Below are 16,600 nucleotides of genomic sequence, written 5' to 3'. Positions count from 1 at the left end.
TTTTAAATTATTTTTAAAATTTTAGATGTTAAAAATTTTCCAATAGAATCATTACATTTGTTTTCATATAAAAATCTTTAATCATGCGAAATATTGTACTGGGAAGCCTTTTATGCATTGGCCTTGCAACTGCTTTTAATTCCTGTCGGAAAACAGATTCGCCGCTTACCAAAGTAACCCCGAAAAATATAGATTCTATTGCTGCCAACTATTACGAGCAGTATTTGAAGCTCTATCCATTGGAAGCAACGCAGCAGGGAGACCCAAGGTATAACGACCAGTTGCCCATTAATATTGATAAAGATTTTATCTCTGGAGAAGTTTCTTTTTACACATCAGTACAGAAACAGCTGGAAAATGTAGATTATGAAAGCCTTCCCGATGACAAAAAGGTGGTCTATGATGTTCTTGATTTTACTTTAAAAGATAAAATCGGAGCTTACAATTTCCATCCTGAATATATACCATTTACACAGTTCGGAGGTTTGCCGCTTACATTTCCGCTTTTGGGAAGTGGGGAAGGAAGCCAGCCTTTTGAGACAGAAAAAGATTACGAAAACTGGCTGAAGAGGATGGAGAAATTTCCGGCGTGGGCAGATGCAGCGGTTCATAATTTCAATGAAGGAATCAATGCAAAAATTGTTTTGCCTAAAAAGCTGGTCATCAAAATGATTCCGCAGATGAGAGCGGAAGAGATTATCACCTCAGACACAGAAAAAAATATTTTCTTTGGCCCGCTGAAAAAGTTTCCGAAAAAATTTTCTGATGAAACAAAAGCTAAATTCACCAAACTTTTCCACGAATCTGTAGCGAAAAATATAATTCCTGCCTACACCAAATTAGGCAATTATCTTGAAAAGGAATATTACCCAAAAGCGAGGGATACTGATGGCTACAATAGCTTACCTAACGGAAATTCTATCTATGCGTTCTATGCAAAAAGCTGGACAACCACAGATCAAAACCCTGAAGAAATCAACAAAATTGGTTTACAGCAGGTCGCCATGCTCCGTTCTGAAATGGAAAAAGTAAAACAGGAAATTGGTTTTACAGGAACACTTGAAGAATTTATTACGCACGTAAAAAATGATCCCAAAGCAATGCCTTATAAAAGTTCTGATGAGGTTTTGAAAGCTTTCAACGGGATTTTAGCCAAGATCACTCCGAAGCTGAAAACGATGTTCAGCGTCACGCCGAAAACAAAATTTGAAATCAGACAGACCGAAAAGTTCAGGGAGGCGAGTGCAAGTGCAGAATACATACAGGGAACTCCGGACGGCGAAAGACCGGGAATTTTTTATATTCCACTTCCGGATCCTTCAAAATTTAATGTCACTTCTGGTATGGAATCCCTGTTTTTACATGAGGCCATTCCGGGGCATCATTATCAGGTTTCTCTTCAGCAGGAAAATGTATCGCTTCCGAAATTTATGCGTTTCGGCTGGCTCGGAGCTTACGGCGAAGGCTGGGCGCATTATTGCGAAACATTAGGTCCTGAATTTGGGCTTTACACAGATCCTTATCAAAAAATGGGTTATCTGAGCGATCAGATGCTGCGTGCGGTAAGATTGGTGGTCGATACCGGACTTCATACGGGAAAAATGAGCAGGGAAGAGGCGATCGCATATTTTCTGAGCAATATAGCGTACGATGAAGCAGGAGCCACAGCAGAAGTTGAGCGTTACATGGCGATGCCGGGGCAGGCTTTAGGATATAAGATCGGCTCTTTGAGAATCCGTGAGCTGAGAGAAAAATATGAGCAGGAACTTGGTCAAAAATTCAGTCTGGCAAAATTTCATGACGAAGTTTTAAGTCAGGGTTGCCTTCCTTTGGATGTTTTAAACAGAAAAATGGCGCTTTGGGCTAAAAAACAGAAATAGGTAATCATGTTCTAAGCGAAAAGCAGATGTTTTAAATTTAAATCAGACATTTTGAAGATGTTAGAATCACTGACATATTCATGAAATATTCATGAAATATTCACGGAAATATTATTTATAATTACGAGATTTGCCGTCCTTTAGAAAAATCTAAATTTAATTTAAATAAATACAAATGTTTACAGTAGCACAAGTTGAAGAAGCTCACAGCAAAGTAAAATCGGGCGCAGATTTCCCAAAATATATTCAGGAAATCAAAGGTTTCGGAGTGAAAAACTTTACAACGTGGGTAAAAGACAGTCACACAGAATACTTTGGCGAAAATGATTTTCAAACAAAATCACAACCGAAATATGATGATTTGGAAATCAATGAAACAGTTAGCGCAGATCAGTTTAAAAAGCAGTTAAAAACCCACCAGCAGGGCGGAACAGATTATATGCAATTCTGCAGAGACTGTGCAGAAAACGGTGTTGAAAAATGGATTGTAGATTTAGATCAGTTTACCTGTATTTATTTTGACAAAGCCGGCAATGAAATTTTGACGGAGGAAATTCCACATTAAAATGATTTCGAAATGAGATATTTTGTTCTGATTTTTGGATTATTCTTGATCAACTGTAAAGAAAAGGAGAAATGCAAAAACCAAAAGGATTTTCCGGAAATTAATGTCGACAAAAATCTTGTTAAAAATGATACCATTCTTCTATTGTCTAAATTTCCTGAGCTGAAACTTTACAGTAAAGAAATTGTAGAAAGCAAAACAAGAACGGCTTATGTTGTGCAGAATTCAAAATTTGGTAATTTTTTACTTGATCGGGATAATTATAAATGTAAAGCCCAGAAAAAAGATGACACTTTAGAAATTTCGGTCAATAATTATGACGGTATGACCAGCAATGGAATTCTGATTAAAGTTTTTGGGAATCATTTCTTTGTAAAAGATTACGATCCTCAAACTTTAAGAGGAGAAATAAAATTTGTAAATGCAAAGCCCGGAAGTCAGGCATTAAAATTAGATAAAATAGATTATCAGAAAAATGACAGTCTTTTTGGATTTATAGATTATCAATGCAATGTTAAGGGAGGTGTTATCAAAAGTATGCGAGGTTATTTTAAAACCAGAATTCAATAAAACCAAAAACCCCGACAAGAATAGAATTATCGGGGTTTCTTATGTTGTAAGTTAAAATATTACGCTTTCACAATATTCACAATCACTTTGGTAGCCTTCATCATGCTTTCCAAAGCAACATATTCATACGGTCCGTGGAAATTAATTCCGCCGGCAAAAATATTCGGACAAGGCAATCCCATGTAAGATAATTGCGCTCCGTCAGTTCCGCCTCTGATGGCTTTTATTTTTGGTTCTATTCCGGCCTCTTTCATTGCCTTAGCTGCCAAGTCTACAATGTGCATTTTGCCTTCAAACTGCTGTTTCATGTTTCGGTACTGCTCTTTAATTTCTATTTCAGCCGTTACTTCGCCATGTTTTTGGTTAAATTCTGCAATTTTTTCTTCCATGAATTTTTTTCTTGCCTCATATTTTTCTTCATCATGATCACGGATGATGTATTGAAGTTTTGCTTCAGAAATATCAGCCGTTACATCCATTAAGTGATAAAATCCGTCAAAACCTTTCGTCGTAGCCGGAGTTTCATTAGCTGGCAACATTTGAATAAATTCCGCAGCAAGCAGAGCAGCATTCACCATTTTTCCGAAAGCATAACCGGGATGCACACTCAACCCGTGGATTTTCACGACAGCTCCCGCAGCGTTGAAATTTTCGTATTCCAGTTCGCCCACTTCGCCGCCATCCATCGTATAGGCGAATTCTGCCCCGAATTTGGCAACATCAAATTTATGAGCACCTCTTCCAATTTCTTCGTCAGGCGTAAATCCAATCGCAATTCTTCCGTGTTTGATTTCCGGATGAGTGATCAGATATTCTGCAGCGGTTACAATTTCTGCGCAACCTGCCTTGTCATCCGCTCCAAGAAGGGTATTTCCGTCAGTGGTTATTAAAGTTTGACCGATGTATTTTTTTAAACTTTCAAATTTTGAAGGCGACAAAGTGAAGTTTGAGGTCTGATTTAAAACCAAATCACTTCCGTCATAATTTTCCCAAACCTGAGGTTTCACATTTTCTCCACTGAAATCCGGCGAAGTGTCGTAATGCGAAATAAAACCGATAGTCGGCTGATTATCATTTTCCAAATTTGATGGAACGTAACCCATGATGTAACCGTGATCGTCGATAGAAACATCTTCAAGACCAATATTTTTCAGTTCCTGAGTGATGTATTTTGCGATATCCCACTGTCTTTCTGTAGAAGGTGTTGTCTCGCTTTCAGCGTCGCTGGTAGAGTATATTTTTACGTAAGTAAGAAAACGGTTCAGTAATTTTTCTTTCCAAAGTTGATTAAATTCTAGCGTACTCATTATTGATTTTAAATTTTCACAAATATACAACGTAAAATCAGGATGCCCGAAAAATGTGTTCAATTATGCTTGCATGTCAATAAAAAAAGGAAGCAAATTGCCTCCTCTATATTTTAAATCTTATTTAAACTTGTCAGACCGCATAAGCCGCTCTGTTCTGAAAAACGTTAATGACTGCCAGTTTTTCGCTGGAAAGATTGTGCATCACTTCTACGGTGAAGGTTGAAAATTCATACAAAGTATATTTCAGGTCTTTCATCATTCTTTCGTTGACGATTTTTCCGTTGTGCAATACCAAATTGCACTGATCCTGATTTTCTAAGTTCTTGAAATCGTAATAGGAAATGTTCATGGCGCAAAGGTTTTAAACGTTTTTCAGTCTATTGCAATTCTTTTACCAAATCGATTTGATTTTAAAATTATTTATTAAAATTTAATCATCAATAATCTTGATTTGATTTGAAATACTTAAACTAAATCTTATTTAAATGTTAATTGAAGATTTCAGAAATAATTTAAAGTTTAATTTAAAATGGAAAACAGGCGTTTTAATTAAAATGTGCTGATATAAATATGAATTCTAAATGCTTTTAAATCAATTGATTCTGTGATATTTCGAAATAGACGGTTAAATTATTTAGTTTTATTATATTTGAGAAAATCAAAATAGAAATGTTTCTTACAGAATGTCCGCGCGATGCCATGCAAGGCTGGGGAGAATTTATACCGACTTCCAAAAAGATAGATTACATCAACGCTTTGATGGATGTAGGATTTGATGTGCTCGACTGCCTGAGCTTTGTGTCCCCGAAAGCAATTCCTCAAATGGCTGATTCTGCCGAGGTTGCAGGAAATATAGATAAATCCCGCTCCAACACAAAAGTTTCTGCCATTATCGGCAATTTCAGGGGAGCCGAAAAAGCTTTAAAACATCAGTCAGTTGATATTCTAGGGTTTCCTTTTTCCATTTCTGAAACTTTTCAGCACAGGAATACCAATAAGAGTCAGGAAGAAGCTTTCACGGATATTGTGAAAATTCTTGAGCTCACAAAATCTGAAAACCGCAGTCTGAATCTTTATTTTTCGATGGCTTTCGGCAATCCTTACGGCGAAATGTGGAAGCTGGAGGATGTGGAATTCTGGGCTAAAAGATTTTCGGAAATAGGAATCGAAAATATTCTTTTGTCGGATACCACGGGTGTCGCAACTACCGAAACCATCGATTTGCTGTTTGGCGAAATTCCTCAAAAGTTTCCCGAAATCAATTTCGGAGCTCATTTTCATAACCGTTATGAAGATTCCTACACAAAATTAAAAGCTGCCTACGATCAAGGTTGCAGAAGATTTGATTCTGCAATTAAAGGAATTGGCGGTTGCCCGATGGCAAAAGATGATTTGGTAGGGAATATGCCGACTGAGCAGGTGATCAACTTTATGAGTGTAGAAAAAGCACCTCACAAACTGAATTTACTTAATTTTGAAAGTGCTTATAATAAGGCGAAAGATGTTTTTCATTTCTGATTTATGAATAAGTTATTGTTTACTTTTATACTTCTTTTTTCCTGTACAATTTTTGGACAAAAAATTCTGAAGCTTAAAAACGAAGAAAAATTCGACGAAATAATTAAGTTAGAAAATGAGAGTGCTGGTTTAAGCGGTGAGGAGCTGTATTACATGGGATATGCTTTTTTTATGAAAGAAAACGATGTAAAGGCAATTGAATACTATGATAAAGCATTGACAGAGAAATTTGATAATCCAATCGTATATTTCCAGAAAGGATATTCTCAGATGTTTTTAAAACAATATGATAAAGCGCTTGAAAATATAAATGTTGCCATAGAAAAAGCTCCGCTGGCTGAGTTTTATGTGGAGAAGGCAAATATTTTTAAATATCAGAAAGATGATGTGAATGAAGATAGAACTTATGAACAAGGTCTAAAAAATGCCGATAAGGAAGGGAAATGGTATTTAACTTTAGCAAAAAACGCCGGTAATTTTTATTATGCCTCCAAAAAGGATTATAAAAAGTCTGAAGAGATTTACAAAAGTGCTGTAGTACTGTTTCCGGAAGAGTATATTCTATATGAGAAGTTAATAAAATCGCTGAATGCTAGTAATAAATTTACAGAAGCGAACGAAGTTTTTGAAAAAGTAAAAACATTTTACAATCAAAAAGTTCTATCGGAAGACTATATGAAGTTTAAAAATATGGCGGTGGATGAATTTGTTTGGAAAGATCAATACATCAATGTTTTCAAATCTTTTGAGAAACCTAAAAATACGCTTGAAAGTCTTTATAAAGTTTATTTAATAGATAAGTCTGGAGAAAAGATTGAAAGAAAATTTAATATTGAAAAAACAATTAAAGTCGAAAGGACCGATCCTGAGTATGTTATTTGTGAAGAAACAAAAGATGGACATTCTACATATCCTATAGGTTTTAAAGATGATTCATTTACCCTTTCGACATTGAGGGAGCTTATTACAGATGTTCTTGATAAAGAAATAAATCCAGCAGCTTCAGTTAAAATTAATAGTAAATCTAAATAATAATTATGACTTCAAAAATAACATATTTAGGAGATTTAAGATGTTCCGCAGAACATCTGCAATCCGGAACAATTATAGAAAGTGACGCGCCGACAGATAATCACGGGAAAGGTGAAAAGTTTTCTCCAACCGATATGTGTGCAACTTCTTTGGCGGAATGTGCTCTTACAACGATTGCAATTTTAGGCAAGGACAAAGGCATCAACATCGATGGAGCCTACTGCAATCTTGAAAAAGTAATGGCTCCAAATCCACGAAGAATCAGCGAAATCAAATGTGAGTTTATTTTCAAAGATCAGTATTCTGACGAGCAGAAAAAGACTATAGAAGAAATTGCATACAACTGTCCGGTTTCGAAAAGTCTGCATCCGGATTTGAAGCAGACGTTGAGTTTTGTTTACCAATAGAACGGTAAGTCTAAGTTTTAAGCCTTTTAGTTGTATAATTTGTCAGTACTTATCGGCATTGCAATTTCACCAAATACTTTTGACTATTAAAACGTAATAAAATAATCATTAAAAGTTTATCTGTCATTCCGTAGGAATCCCGACACACTCAAAATTATGCAGTTTAGATTCCTACGGAATGACAAAATTACTGGCTGATTTTATGATTAAATAAGGATGATCATATTAGTTTTCCTCCAAAATTTGTTGCGCCGCTGTTTTAGAAGTCACTTTTTCAATAACTCTTGTACAGATTCCCTTTTCATCGAAGATAAAAGTGGTTCTCACAATTCCCATGTACGTTTTTCCGAATGTTTTCTTTTCCTGCCAAACACCGAATTTCTCGATAATGTCACGGTTCTCGTCAGCAATCAAATCATAAGGAAAGGCAAATTTAGAATGAAAGTTTTTCTGCTTTTTCACAGAATCTCCACTGATTCCAAGTAATTGAAAACCTGCTTTTTCCAGTTCAGAATAATTGTCGCTTAAGTTACAGGCCTCAACAGTACAGGTCGGCGTGCTCGCTTGTGGATAAAAGAATATCACCAGTTTCTTCCCTATGAAGTTTTCCGAACTAACAATTTCGCCATCCTGATTTATACTTTCAAATTTTGGTAAAGCGTCTCCGACTTTCAGCATATTTTTTAATTTTGTTCAAATTTAAATTTTAAATGACAAAAAAACAAAGAGCCGCCATTATTCAACAGGAATTAGAGAAACTTTATCCCGAAGTTCCGATTCCGCTGGATCATACAGATCCTTACACACTGATGGTAGCTGTTGCGCTTTCGGCTCAGACGACTGATAAAAAGGTGAATCAAGTGACGCCGGAACTTTTCGCTGTGGCTGGTACACCGCAGAGAATGGCAAAACTGGAAGAGTTTCAAATTAAAGAACTGATTAAAGAAATCGGATTATCAAATACCAAAGCCAAAAATCTGAAAAGAATGGCTGAACTTCTTCTTGAAAACCACAACGGCATCGTTCCTCAGACCTTTGAAGAACTTGAGGCACTTCCTGGCGTCGGTCATAAAACAGCGTCGGTGGTGATGAGTCAGGCGTTTGGGTTTCCGGCATTTCCTGTCGATACGCATATTCACCGTTTGATGATTCAGTGGAAACTGACTTCAGGAAAAAATGTTATAGAAACCGAACGGGATGCAAAAATGCTCTGGAAAGAAGATGTCTGGAACAAACTCCATCTTCAGATTATTTACTACGGACGGGAATATTCGCCGGCGAGAGGGAAGGGCGAGAAGGATTTTCTGACTAAAATGCTCTTTGAAAAGTAAAAGCTCCGATCGTTTCAATTACAAACCGACTACAAAACCGATATTCGGCATAAGTCCGCTGGCAAAAATGCTGTTGTTTTCCCTGTACAACACATTATACATTACACCAAGCTGCAGGAAAGAATTGTTGCCGATTCTCTGCAGATATCCGCCACCCAGATAAAGCGCAGTCTCTTGGTCGGACGATTTGTAACCGTAAATTTTATCTTTATAATTAATGAAAAAATGCTGAAGATTTGCTCCTACATAGAATGATCTCGCAAAATAATAGTTGGCGAAAGGCCCCACTCCAAACATGGTTGACTTGTAAAAGTCTGAGGTCTGCCACATCACCGTACCCGTAATTCCGGCCTCCAGATTTTCTGTTACGCGGTAACCAACTCTGGGTGCAGCCTGAATGTTAAACATAGAATTACTTCCGAAACCAAAGCCAATTCCGCCTCCGAAAGTCCATCGGCTGGTGCTTTCTGAGTTGTTTCCGATTGCAATCTGCGAGTAAGCAAAAGTGGAAATCAAAACTAAAGCCGCAATAAAAAATTTTCTCATATCATGTAATTTTTAACGTAAACAACAGTCGTTCAAACTTAAATAAAATCACTTCCAGACAGCTGTGGAGGAAAAATTTTATTAAATTTTAAATAATATAAAAACAATTTCGTAAAGAATATCGTTTTTATCAATCCTTAAAAATATCATTTTTTTTGCGAATGAGATTGTCGTAATTTTGCGGCTCAACTAAGAACTCCCGTTAAGAGTTTCGTAAAATTGAATAAATGAAAGTAGTAGTAGGCCTCTCCGGAGGTGTAGATTCGAGTGTTACAGCGTATTTGCTGCAACAGCAGGGGCACGAGGTGGTGGCTCTTTTTATGAGAAACTGGAATGATGCTTCCGTGACTTTGGAAGATGAATGTCCGTGGATTGAAGACAGTAACGACGCGCTGATGGTCGCTCAGAAACTTGGAATTCCTTTTCAGGTGATTGATATGAGTGAACTGTACAAAGAAAGAATCGTTGATTATATGTTCGACGAATATCAGAAGGGAAGAACTCCGAATCCTGATGTTTTGTGCAACAGAGAAGTGAAATTCGATGTTTTTATGAAGACTGCAATGTCACTTGGTGCCGATAAAGTAGCAACAGGTCATTATGCAAGAGTTGATTCCACGGTTGATGAAAACGGAAAGGAAATCTTTCATTTACTGGCGGGAAAAGACAATAACAAAGACCAATCGTATTTTTTATGCCAGCTCAGTCAGGATCAGCTTTCTAAAGCTTTGTTCCCGATTGGCGAACTGACAAAGCCTCAGGTTAGAGAGATTGCGAGAGAAATGGAGTTGGTTACTGCTGATAAAAAAGATTCGCAAGGTTTGTGTTTTATCGGAAAGGTAAGTTTGCCTCAGTTTTTGCAGCAACAGTTGGTTCCAAAAGAAGGAGAAATCGTTGAGATTTTTAAAGATTCACCATTGTTTTCTCAAGAAACTCCAGCTTTTTCATCTAAAGAGGATGAACTGGAATTTTTAAGCAGAAAAATCAATTATAAAAAAGCCGACGGAAAGGTAATTGGCAAACACCAGGGTGCTCAGTTTTTTACCATTGGTCAAAGTAAAGGTTTAGGAATTGGCGGACACAAAGAATCGTGTTTCATTGTTTCCAGAGATATGGAAAACAACATTATTTTCGTTGGAGAAGGTCATAGTTTTCCCGGCTTGCATAAAAAGGCTTTGAAAATTGACAATTCAGAATTACATTGGGTTCGTGAAGATTTAAGATTGAAAAATGGCGAATCGATGGAGGTGATGGCGAGATTCCGTTACAGACAGGAGCTTCAAAAAGCTACAATCTATCAGTTTGAAAATGCCTTTTTTATGGAGTTTGAAAATCCTCAATCTGCAATTGCCGAAGGTCAGTTTGCAGCTTGGTATCTGGAGGATGAACTGATTGGGAGTGGTGTGATTTCTTAGAATTAGCTATTAAAATAAACTGACAATTTTGTGAACTTTTGAGAGACTTCTTTTCAAGATTTTTCTTTTGTCACTTTTGCGGTTAATAAAAAAATAATCCCGAAGCATCTTTGTTTCGGGTTTTTGTTTGTTTAAAATTGAGTGTTGGTTACTTTAACTTTTGGTTAGGGTGAGTTTGAGTAATTATCAGCATTACAATTGTTTCCATTATTAAAATAAAGATCAAATATCCAACTGGTTTATTTAAATACAAACCTCTGAACAGTTTTGTAATTCCTAAAGCTAGCACAGAAAGCATAAAATAAAGCAGTACCTTTCGGTTGTTGATTTTCAATCTGTGTCCAATAAAAATCATCAGGTACAAAACCATCAGGATTAATAAATAAAACTTCAGAAAATCCGGACCTTTAAGTGAAATGGGATTAAAAGTTTGGTGTGAAACATAAAGCCATACAAAACCTACAATCAATGAAACAGAGTACATTATTAAACTTTTCATCTTGATTTATTTTAAATTTTAGCTTCCGCACCCGCCACATCCGCCGCCACCGCAACTGCTTCCACAACTTGAGCCACTGCTGCAAGATGAACTGTTACTGCAACTTGTGCCGTTGCTTCCGCCGTCTGAACTGCCACCGTTGTTTTTGTTTCTGTTTCCTGATTGTGAACTTCCGATGATCATTCCTAAAATGTTCATTACTATAAATATTCCTACGATCCAGCCAAATACTTTGAATAAAACTCCGCCAGAGCCTTCTGAGCAGGAAATCAACAGTAGAAAGACTGAAGCTGCAGACAGAAATTTAAATTTCTGAAACCAGTTTTTTCTGACAGCGGTTTTTTGGTTTTGTTGTTTCCAAATGTGTTCCGGTGCTTCCTGTGAGAAAACTTCACGATAGTTTTCCAGAGTTTCTGAAAACCAGTTCTGATGTTTTGCGTTTTCAGAACTTCCTCCGGTTGAAGGATAGTGATGAAGACTTCTTTTCAAAACATTCGGGCAAAAATCTTCCCAGTAATTTTGAGTGTAAATGAGATGCATATGCCAGACTTTGTCTACAGTTTCGCTTGGCGAAGCACCGTTGGGAGAAATGCAGCAGAGATAGACAAATTTTTTGTACTCTTCAATTGCTTTTTGGGTAAATTTTGCGCTCCAGTTTTCCTCTTTTGCGAGTTTTTTCGAGAATGGAAATGTTGCATTCTCAACGTCTAATGAAAAGCTTTGTATACTTTGCCAAAGATTTTCGTTTCTTAATACCATTTTTGTTTTCATTTTGTTTCTTTTAATTTTTCTACTCAAATTTCCTTTGATTAAAAAATATAAAAGTCCTGCAAAAATCTTTTTTGGATTTAAAAAAATCTTAAATTAGTCTTATAGAATAAATTAAGGATGAAAAAAGAAGATATCGCACACCTTGAGAAACTGATGAATTTCTTAAGCTTTCATTTTTTAAAGAAAAATTCTTGGGAAGATGTGTCTAAAACCGAATGGTCTTACATCGCCGATGAACTTAATGATCTTATCATAGCTGATCAGGAAACTAAAAGCATTAAAAAAAATCCTGAATTATTAGGTTCGAATTATTTATACGAACACCTGATCATCAACAAACTGAAGAAATTTAAGCAAAATGAAAATTCAGTTTTAAGCAAACCAAATCTGGCAAAATTGAGTAAGATTGTCAAAGTTTTGGGCTATTCCAATTACATTGATTTTATTAATTCAAATACAGAATCATTCAATTTTAATGATCTGAGAATTGATATGAATAACGTAAAACAAAACACAGATCTGCTCGACAGACTCGTCGGCTGCTGGTATTCCTATAACAGGAACCTTCCTGAAAACCCATTGCAGGCGAAGGAAGACAGGATCTGGCGTTCCGCAACAGAAATTTACAAGTCTGAAACTTCAGGCGAATATTTTGTGGAAAGAAGCGGCGGCGACCGGCACAAATATTTTGGTAAAATCACAGCGTATTCCGATTATGTTTTTATTATCATGAACAGCAACACATTCATCCGCCAAAGACATTTTATTTCAAGAATAAAAGACATCAAGGAAAAACTCAAAAATCCAGAATATAAGCTCTATGAATTGCATTTTATAAGTACATGTATTAGTTTCAATCAGGAGCCGATTGCTCTCTTTGAAATATTTCAGAAGGCAGACAGAAAAAATTTCATTCCCGATTCAATAAGTTTCCCGATTGACAGCGATGAAATTCCTGCCTCAATTATCAAACAACTTGAAGATACAGAAGCGAACAGAATTGATTATAAATAAAATTTCATCCTCAAAAACTCATTCGTCGACAAAATCTCATCATTCATCTATACAAACCACAGATGCTTCTATAATCCTCTGTTTATCGTGTTTTAGGGCATATCTATTGTTTCATTTAATACAAGAAACAATTATTTAACCTTAAAAATAAAGCCTTATGAAAAAATTAGTTTTAGCAGCAAGTTTATTTGTTGCAGTAGCCATCACAGCACAGCAAAGAAGAGTAGAAGTGAAAAAAGACAGAGTAGAGTACCGTCAAAATCAAAATCAAAACGGATTCTACGGTTTAGGATTATCAACTTCTCAGGAAAGACAGATAAAATCTTTGGAAAGAGAAAGACTTACCGAAAGAGGATATGAAGCCAGAATTAAAAGCATTCTTACCAAACAACAGTATCAGAGATATGTTCAAAGCCAGAAAAAAGGTGGTAAGGATAGAAAAGTAGCGTTCAATCGCTCATTTAGATAGTATTTGCGTGGCGAAGTCGGAAAATATTCCGGCTTCTTTTATTTATGAAACCAACCAGTCCTTAAAATCCTTCACACGCTCTCTGCTCACAGTAATTTCCTCTTCGGGCTGAAAGTTTAATTCAACTTTATAATTGGGTGAAGTATGAATGTTTTTAATATAATCTGAATTGATAATAAACTGTCTGTTCACACGGAAAAACTTCTGCTCATCAAGTACTTCAACTAATTCATCTAAAGTAAAATCTGTTGGGAAATTCCTGTCCTGAGTCTGCAGATAAACAATTTTATTTTCACTGAAAAAACAGCTGATTTCTGAGGTCTGCACAATTTTCAGATTGTAACCGATTTTAACGAGAATTCTCGAAAGAGTGGATTTGTCTTTTTTAATTAAATCCTTAATTTCATGAGAATTAACAGCGTTACCAGAAGGAATAAATGATCTGAATTTCTCTAAAGCAGCAGACAGATCTTCCTCCATAATAGGCTTCAGAAGATAGTCGATGCTGTTGAGTTTAAAAGCTTTTAAAGTATACTGATCAAAAGCGGTGGTGTAAATCATAAATGCTTTCGTCGGAACTTTTTCAAAAATATCAAACGAAACACCGTCGCCCAAAACAATATCTGAAAAAATGAGCTGGGGATGCTCATTTTCAGAAAACCATTGTACACCTTCTTCCACAGATTCTATTTTGCCGACAATCTCAATATCCGGAAATTCATTGAGCATTCTTTCGATCTTTCTTGCTGCCGGCTTTTCGTCTTCGATAATAAGGGTTCTGATCATGGTTTGATTTTAGTTTTAAATCTGAACTTTAAAATTAATTAAATCTTTCTGTTCTTAAAAATTTATAGGCTTTTTGGCTTTATTAATTTCGTTTTGCAGCACTTTTTCTTCCCATTCAGAATTCAAAACAAATAGTTTTACGGCTTTTACAGCAATTATAATTCCCCAGATTGTCAGGATAATTGATCCTGTAGAAATGGCTTCAGTGAAATCTCCATATTTTACGAATCTTCTTGTGAAAATAAATAATGCTACAATCCCGAACCACATGCAGTTTTTGTAGAATGATTTCAGTTCTTTTACTCTTTGTTGTGCTGTTTGATATTCCATGATGTTTATTTTTAAATTGTTATTAAAATTTATTTAAAGTGATTTTGAGCCTATTTTTTCTCGGTTCATGATTTCCTGAATCTTTTTCTCTTCCCAGTCTTTCCCGATTCCGAAAGTATTTACAGCATGAGCGATAATTCCAATTCCCCAGCCCAACATTGGCCAGTAAAACCACAAATGTTGAGGTGATGTGATCATATTGATAATAATTAAAAACGGAATGACGATGCAGTATGAAGCAAGATTTCCGTAAAATCCTTTAAGATCTTTTACTCTTTTTGCTGCTTTTTCGTAAGCTAAATTTTCTTTGTTGTAAGTAAGATTTTCCATGATGTTTTAATTTAAAAATTAATATCTGTTTGTTTTTGTTGAGACAAATGTAGAACAAGAATCAGCCTCAAATCAACTTAATCTAACCGAACGGTCATTTTTAGCGACTGAACAGCAAAAATCCCGACTCAGCTGAATCGGGATTTGTATTTTCTCTAAAATTTTTGAAGTTTATTCTTTGTTTTTGCCCATCAGTTCACGTATTTTTCGCTCTTCCCAATTTCTGAAAAAGCTGAATCTAGGGAAAAATACAAAGAGCGCATGTATCAGAAGACCAATTCCCCAGAATGTTGCCGTCATGAAATTTTTAAACTGAAAATAAGTTTCTCCGGCTTTTAAATCGTAATAATTGAAAATCGCAATCATTATATTCACAGCAACGTAAGAAAACAGATGTCCGTAGAAGCCGCGAAGCTTTTCTACCTGTTTTTTAGCCTGCTGATACCGAAAGTCATTTTGATTAAACTGATCCATTTTTTCCGTTTTTCTGTTTGTTCATAATTTCCTGAATTTTTCTTTCCTGCCAGTCATTTCCTATCCCGAAAACCTGAAATGCATGAGAAGCCAAACCAACTCCCCACCCGAGCATTGGCCACAGGAACCAAAGATATTCTCTGCTTGTATATAGATTTACAAAAATTAAAAAAGGGATCACAATGCAGTAGGAGATGAGGTTTGCATAAAATGATTTCATTTCTTTAACCTTTTTTCGGGCTCTTTGATAAGCTTCGTTATCGTCATGAGTATTTTCGCTTACAATCTGTGGTTTTTCAGAGAGTACCGGTAATTTAATTTTAAAATAATCTTCAGATTTTTCAATGAAGACATTTCTTTTGGTTAAAAGAGCGTAGCGTTGGACGATGTTTGCCAAGCCAATTCCCGCGCTTTCTTTCAACTGTTCCCTCGCCTGAAGATTGTTTTCGATGCAAAGACAGTCGTTTTCAGTAAAAACTTTAATCATTAAAGGCTTCGATGAGGTGGCGAAATTATGTTTGATACAGTTTTCCAAAAGCAGTTGAAGTGATAGAGGAACGACAAATTTTCTGAGGTCATTTTCGTTCACATCAAATACAAAATCCACGCTGTCTTCAAATCTTGTTTTCAGTAATTCACAATAGGTTTTGGCAAAATCGAGTTCATCCTGTACTGTCACCAGTTCTTTGTCTTTCTGCTCCAGAACGTATCTGTAAATCTTTGACATTGAAGCAGTAAACTTCTGCGCCTGCCTCGGATTTTCATCAATTAATGAGCTTAAAACATTTAAAGAATTAAACAGAAAGTGTGGGTCGAGCTGGTTTTTTAAACTTTCAAACTGGGCGTTGGCAGATTTGGCGATGAGTTTCTGTTCTACCACTTCTTTGCGGGAAGTTTTTTTCAGTTCATCCATAAAGCCTTTCGCATGAAGAAAGGCCGATATTAAGAGTGCAACATTAATCGTAAACCAGTTGATAAAATTATACCTTCCACTAAAATACTGCTGGGTCGTTGCCGCCTTTTGAAACACGACAAAATTCATGTAGTTGCAGAAGTAAACGAGAATTGTATTCGCAATCAGAATTACAACAATGCTGATGATGGCTCTTTTGGTAGTCGCTTCAGACCATGGAAATTTCTTGTTGAGGTAGTCATTGATCAAACCATTTCCCGCACCCAAAAAGAAGGAATACATGAATGAAATAAGCACAGTCAGCAGGAAGTTTTCCAGTGTTTTTTCATCTGTAAATGCAAAAAAGAAAAACATTGATGTTCCCAGCGAAATCCACGCTAACGTGATAAAATTCTTACGTTTCATAATTATTTTACAGGCTTTAGAAAAGCATTGCGCAC

General features: G+C 36.0%; 21 protein-coding genes. 10 read left to right on the top strand and 11 right to left on the bottom strand.

The window, feature by feature from the left end:
* Positions 1-83 precede the first annotated feature (83 nt).
* The 3 genes from AC2A1G_RS07175 to AC2A1G_RS07165 all read left to right on the top strand — a co-directional run bounded on the left by AC2A1G_RS07175 (position 84) and on the right by AC2A1G_RS07165 (position 3,015).
* On the top strand, positions 84-1,880 hold the full coding sequence (locus AC2A1G_RS07175) for a DUF885 domain-containing protein (protein WP_484046239.1): 1,797 nt from the start codon (positions 84-86) through the stop codon (positions 1,878-1,880).
* A 175-nt stretch (positions 1,881-2,055) separates the two neighbouring features.
* Positions 2,056-2,445: a DUF1398 domain-containing protein gene (locus AC2A1G_RS07170; RefSeq protein ID WP_484046238.1), complete on the top strand. Its 390-nt coding sequence runs from the start codon at positions 2,056-2,058 to the stop codon at positions 2,443-2,445.
* A 12-nt stretch (positions 2,446-2,457) separates the two neighbouring features.
* Entirely contained in the window at positions 2,458-3,015 is a 558-nt protein-coding gene (locus AC2A1G_RS07165; protein WP_484046237.1) for a hypothetical protein, read from the top strand.
* Between the two features lie 59 nt (positions 3,016-3,074).
* Here AC2A1G_RS07165 and pepT read toward each other — a convergent pair whose 3' ends face one another.
* Both pepT and AC2A1G_RS07155 read right to left on the bottom strand, forming a co-directional pair.
* The gene (gene pepT / locus AC2A1G_RS07160; protein ID WP_484046236.1) at positions 3,075-4,322 is read right to left on the bottom strand and encodes a peptidase T; all 1,248 of its coding nucleotides are present in this window, start codon (positions 4,320-4,322) and stop codon (positions 3,075-3,077) included.
* Positions 4,323-4,455: 133 nt separating this feature from the next.
* On the bottom strand, positions 4,456-4,674 hold the full coding sequence (locus AC2A1G_RS07155; protein ID WP_056027577.1) for a hypothetical protein: 219 nt from the start codon (positions 4,672-4,674) through the stop codon (positions 4,456-4,458).
* A gap of 320 nt (positions 4,675-4,994) precedes the next feature.
* Here AC2A1G_RS07155 and AC2A1G_RS07150 point away from each other — a divergent pair, with 320 nt between their 5' ends.
* From AC2A1G_RS07150 to AC2A1G_RS07140, 3 genes are all read left to right on the top strand, one after another.
* Positions 4,995-5,843, top strand: coding sequence for a hydroxymethylglutaryl-CoA lyase (locus tag AC2A1G_RS07150; RefSeq protein ID WP_484046235.1), 849 nt, complete (start codon positions 4,995-4,997; stop codon positions 5,841-5,843).
* Between the two features lie 171 nt (positions 5,844-6,014).
* Positions 6,015-6,875 carry a tetratricopeptide repeat protein gene (locus AC2A1G_RS07145; protein WP_484046234.1) on the top strand — a complete coding sequence of 287 codons (861 nt, stop codon included), beginning with the start codon at positions 6,015-6,017 and terminating at the stop codon, positions 6,873-6,875.
* Positions 6,876-6,880: 5 nt separating this feature from the next.
* Complete coding sequence (locus AC2A1G_RS07140; RefSeq protein WP_056027571.1) at positions 6,881-7,282, top strand: OsmC family protein; 402 nt, start codon at positions 6,881-6,883, stop codon at positions 7,280-7,282.
* A 225-nt stretch (positions 7,283-7,507) separates the two neighbouring features.
* Here AC2A1G_RS07140 and bcp read toward each other — a convergent pair whose 3' ends face one another.
* Entirely contained in the window at positions 7,508-7,960 is a 453-nt protein-coding gene (bcp, locus tag AC2A1G_RS07135; protein WP_484046233.1) for a thioredoxin-dependent thiol peroxidase, read from the bottom strand.
* Positions 7,961-7,992: 32 nt separating this feature from the next.
* On the opposite strand from bcp, the gene AC2A1G_RS07130 reads away from it, so the two are divergent.
* The gene (locus AC2A1G_RS07130) at positions 7,993-8,613 is read left to right on the top strand and encodes an endonuclease III domain-containing protein (protein ID WP_484046232.1); all 621 of its coding nucleotides are present in this window, start codon (positions 7,993-7,995) and stop codon (positions 8,611-8,613) included.
* Positions 8,614-8,631: 18 nt separating this feature from the next.
* On the opposite strand, the gene AC2A1G_RS07125 is transcribed toward AC2A1G_RS07130, so the two are convergent.
* Positions 8,632-9,159 (bottom strand): hypothetical protein, encoded by a 528-nt coding sequence (locus AC2A1G_RS07125; protein WP_484046231.1) that lies wholly within the window; start codon positions 9,157-9,159, stop codon positions 8,632-8,634.
* 227 nt (positions 9,160-9,386) lie between these two features.
* Here AC2A1G_RS07125 and mnmA point away from each other — a divergent pair, with 227 nt between their 5' ends.
* Positions 9,387-10,574, top strand: coding sequence for a tRNA 2-thiouridine(34) synthase MnmA (gene mnmA, locus AC2A1G_RS07120; RefSeq protein WP_484046230.1), 1,188 nt, complete (start codon positions 9,387-9,389; stop codon positions 10,572-10,574).
* 148 nt (positions 10,575-10,722) lie between these two features.
* Here the strand turns inward: mnmA and AC2A1G_RS07115 are convergent, their stop codons facing one another.
* Together AC2A1G_RS07115 and AC2A1G_RS07110 are read right to left on the bottom strand one after the other, a co-directional pair.
* The gene (locus AC2A1G_RS07115; RefSeq protein WP_484046229.1) at positions 10,723-11,073 is read right to left on the bottom strand and encodes a hypothetical protein; all 351 of its coding nucleotides are present in this window, start codon (positions 11,071-11,073) and stop codon (positions 10,723-10,725) included.
* A gap of 18 nt (positions 11,074-11,091) precedes the next feature.
* Entirely contained in the window at positions 11,092-11,844 is a 753-nt protein-coding gene (locus AC2A1G_RS07110) for a glycine-rich domain-containing protein (RefSeq protein ID WP_484046228.1), read from the bottom strand.
* Between the two features lie 117 nt (positions 11,845-11,961).
* Here AC2A1G_RS07110 and AC2A1G_RS07105 point away from each other — a divergent pair, with 117 nt between their 5' ends.
* Positions 11,962-12,858, top strand: coding sequence for a hypothetical protein (locus AC2A1G_RS07105; protein WP_484046227.1), 897 nt, complete (start codon positions 11,962-11,964; stop codon positions 12,856-12,858).
* Positions 12,859-13,015: 157 nt separating this feature from the next.
* Positions 13,016-13,327 carry a hypothetical protein gene (locus AC2A1G_RS07100; protein WP_484046226.1) on the top strand — a complete coding sequence of 104 codons (312 nt, stop codon included), beginning with the start codon at positions 13,016-13,018 and terminating at the stop codon, positions 13,325-13,327.
* Between the two features lie 42 nt (positions 13,328-13,369).
* Here AC2A1G_RS07100 and AC2A1G_RS07095 read toward each other — a convergent pair whose 3' ends face one another.
* The 5 genes from AC2A1G_RS07095 to AC2A1G_RS07075 all read right to left on the bottom strand — a co-directional run bounded on the left by AC2A1G_RS07095 (position 13,370) and on the right by AC2A1G_RS07075 (position 16,565).
* The gene (locus AC2A1G_RS07095; protein WP_484046225.1) at positions 13,370-14,113 is read right to left on the bottom strand and encodes a LytR/AlgR family response regulator transcription factor; all 744 of its coding nucleotides are present in this window, start codon (positions 14,111-14,113) and stop codon (positions 13,370-13,372) included.
* A gap of 54 nt (positions 14,114-14,167) precedes the next feature.
* Positions 14,168-14,443, bottom strand: coding sequence for a 2TM domain-containing protein (locus AC2A1G_RS07090; RefSeq protein ID WP_484046224.1), 276 nt, complete (start codon positions 14,441-14,443; stop codon positions 14,168-14,170).
* A gap of 33 nt (positions 14,444-14,476) precedes the next feature.
* Positions 14,477-14,773, bottom strand: a complete 297-nt coding sequence (locus tag AC2A1G_RS07085; RefSeq protein ID WP_484046223.1) for a 2TM domain-containing protein — start codon at positions 14,771-14,773, stop codon at positions 14,477-14,479.
* A gap of 171 nt (positions 14,774-14,944) precedes the next feature.
* Positions 14,945-15,247 carry a 2TM domain-containing protein gene (locus AC2A1G_RS07080; RefSeq protein WP_484046222.1) on the bottom strand — a complete coding sequence of 101 codons (303 nt, stop codon included), beginning with the start codon at positions 15,245-15,247 and terminating at the stop codon, positions 14,945-14,947.
* Entirely contained in the window at positions 15,234-16,565 is a 1,332-nt protein-coding gene (locus AC2A1G_RS07075) for a 2TM domain-containing protein (RefSeq protein ID WP_484046221.1), read from the bottom strand. The genes AC2A1G_RS07080 and AC2A1G_RS07075 overlap by 14 nt, the downstream gene beginning before the upstream one ends.
* Between the last annotated feature and the right edge of the window lie 35 nt (positions 16,566-16,600).

The organism is Chryseobacterium sp. HNCC26DJ240 (assembly GCF_057180485.1).
This window is presented reverse-complemented; position numbering and strand designations above follow the sequence as displayed.

Excerpts from the sequence above, each read along its gene's own strand:
- AC2A1G_RS07175 (WP_484046239.1), top strand. The coding sequence starts at position 84 with ATGCGAAATATTGTACTGGGAAGCCTTTTATGCATTGGCCTTGCAACT.
- AC2A1G_RS07170 (WP_484046238.1), top strand. The coding sequence starts at position 2,056 with ATGTTTACAGTAGCACAAGTTGAAGAAGCTCACAGCAAAGTAAAATCG.
- AC2A1G_RS07165 (WP_484046237.1), top strand. The coding sequence starts at position 2,458 with ATGAGATATTTTGTTCTGATTTTTGGATTATTCTTGATCAACTGTAAA.
- pepT (WP_484046236.1), bottom strand. The coding sequence starts at position 4,322 with ATGAGTACGCTAGAATTTAATCAACTTTGGAAAGAAAAATTACTGAAC.
- AC2A1G_RS07155 (WP_056027577.1), bottom strand. The coding sequence starts at position 4,674 with ATGAACATTTCCTATTACGATTTCAAGAACTTAGAAAATCAGGATCAG.
- AC2A1G_RS07150 (WP_484046235.1), top strand. The coding sequence starts at position 4,995 with ATGTTTCTTACAGAATGTCCGCGCGATGCCATGCAAGGCTGGGGAGAA.
- AC2A1G_RS07145 (WP_484046234.1), top strand. The coding sequence starts at position 6,015 with ATGAAAGAAAACGATGTAAAGGCAATTGAATACTATGATAAAGCATTG.
- AC2A1G_RS07140 (WP_056027571.1), top strand. The coding sequence starts at position 6,881 with ATGACTTCAAAAATAACATATTTAGGAGATTTAAGATGTTCCGCAGAA.
- bcp (WP_484046233.1), bottom strand. The coding sequence starts at position 7,960 with ATGCTGAAAGTCGGAGACGCTTTACCAAAATTTGAAAGTATAAATCAG.
- AC2A1G_RS07130 (WP_484046232.1), top strand. The coding sequence starts at position 7,993 with ATGACAAAAAAACAAAGAGCCGCCATTATTCAACAGGAATTAGAGAAA.
- AC2A1G_RS07125 (WP_484046231.1), bottom strand. The coding sequence starts at position 9,159 with ATGAGAAAATTTTTTATTGCGGCTTTAGTTTTGATTTCCACTTTTGCT.
- mnmA (WP_484046230.1), top strand. The coding sequence starts at position 9,387 with ATGAAAGTAGTAGTAGGCCTCTCCGGAGGTGTAGATTCGAGTGTTACA.
- AC2A1G_RS07115 (WP_484046229.1), bottom strand. The coding sequence starts at position 11,073 with ATGAAAAGTTTAATAATGTACTCTGTTTCATTGATTGTAGGTTTTGTA.
- AC2A1G_RS07110 (WP_484046228.1), bottom strand. The coding sequence starts at position 11,844 with ATGAAAACAAAAATGGTATTAAGAAACGAAAATCTTTGGCAAAGTATA.
- AC2A1G_RS07105 (WP_484046227.1), top strand. The coding sequence starts at position 11,962 with ATGAAAAAAGAAGATATCGCACACCTTGAGAAACTGATGAATTTCTTA.
- AC2A1G_RS07100 (WP_484046226.1), top strand. The coding sequence starts at position 13,016 with ATGAAAAAATTAGTTTTAGCAGCAAGTTTATTTGTTGCAGTAGCCATC.
- AC2A1G_RS07095 (WP_484046225.1), bottom strand. The coding sequence starts at position 14,113 with ATGATCAGAACCCTTATTATCGAAGACGAAAAGCCGGCAGCAAGAAAG.
- AC2A1G_RS07090 (WP_484046224.1), bottom strand. The coding sequence starts at position 14,443 with ATGGAATATCAAACAGCACAACAAAGAGTAAAAGAACTGAAATCATTC.
- AC2A1G_RS07085 (WP_484046223.1), bottom strand. The coding sequence starts at position 14,773 with ATGGAAAATCTTACTTACAACAAAGAAAATTTAGCTTACGAAAAAGCA.
- AC2A1G_RS07080 (WP_484046222.1), bottom strand. The coding sequence starts at position 15,247 with ATGGATCAGTTTAATCAAAATGACTTTCGGTATCAGCAGGCTAAAAAA.
- AC2A1G_RS07075 (WP_484046221.1), bottom strand. The coding sequence starts at position 16,565 with ATGAAACGTAAGAATTTTATCACGTTAGCGTGGATTTCGCTGGGAACA.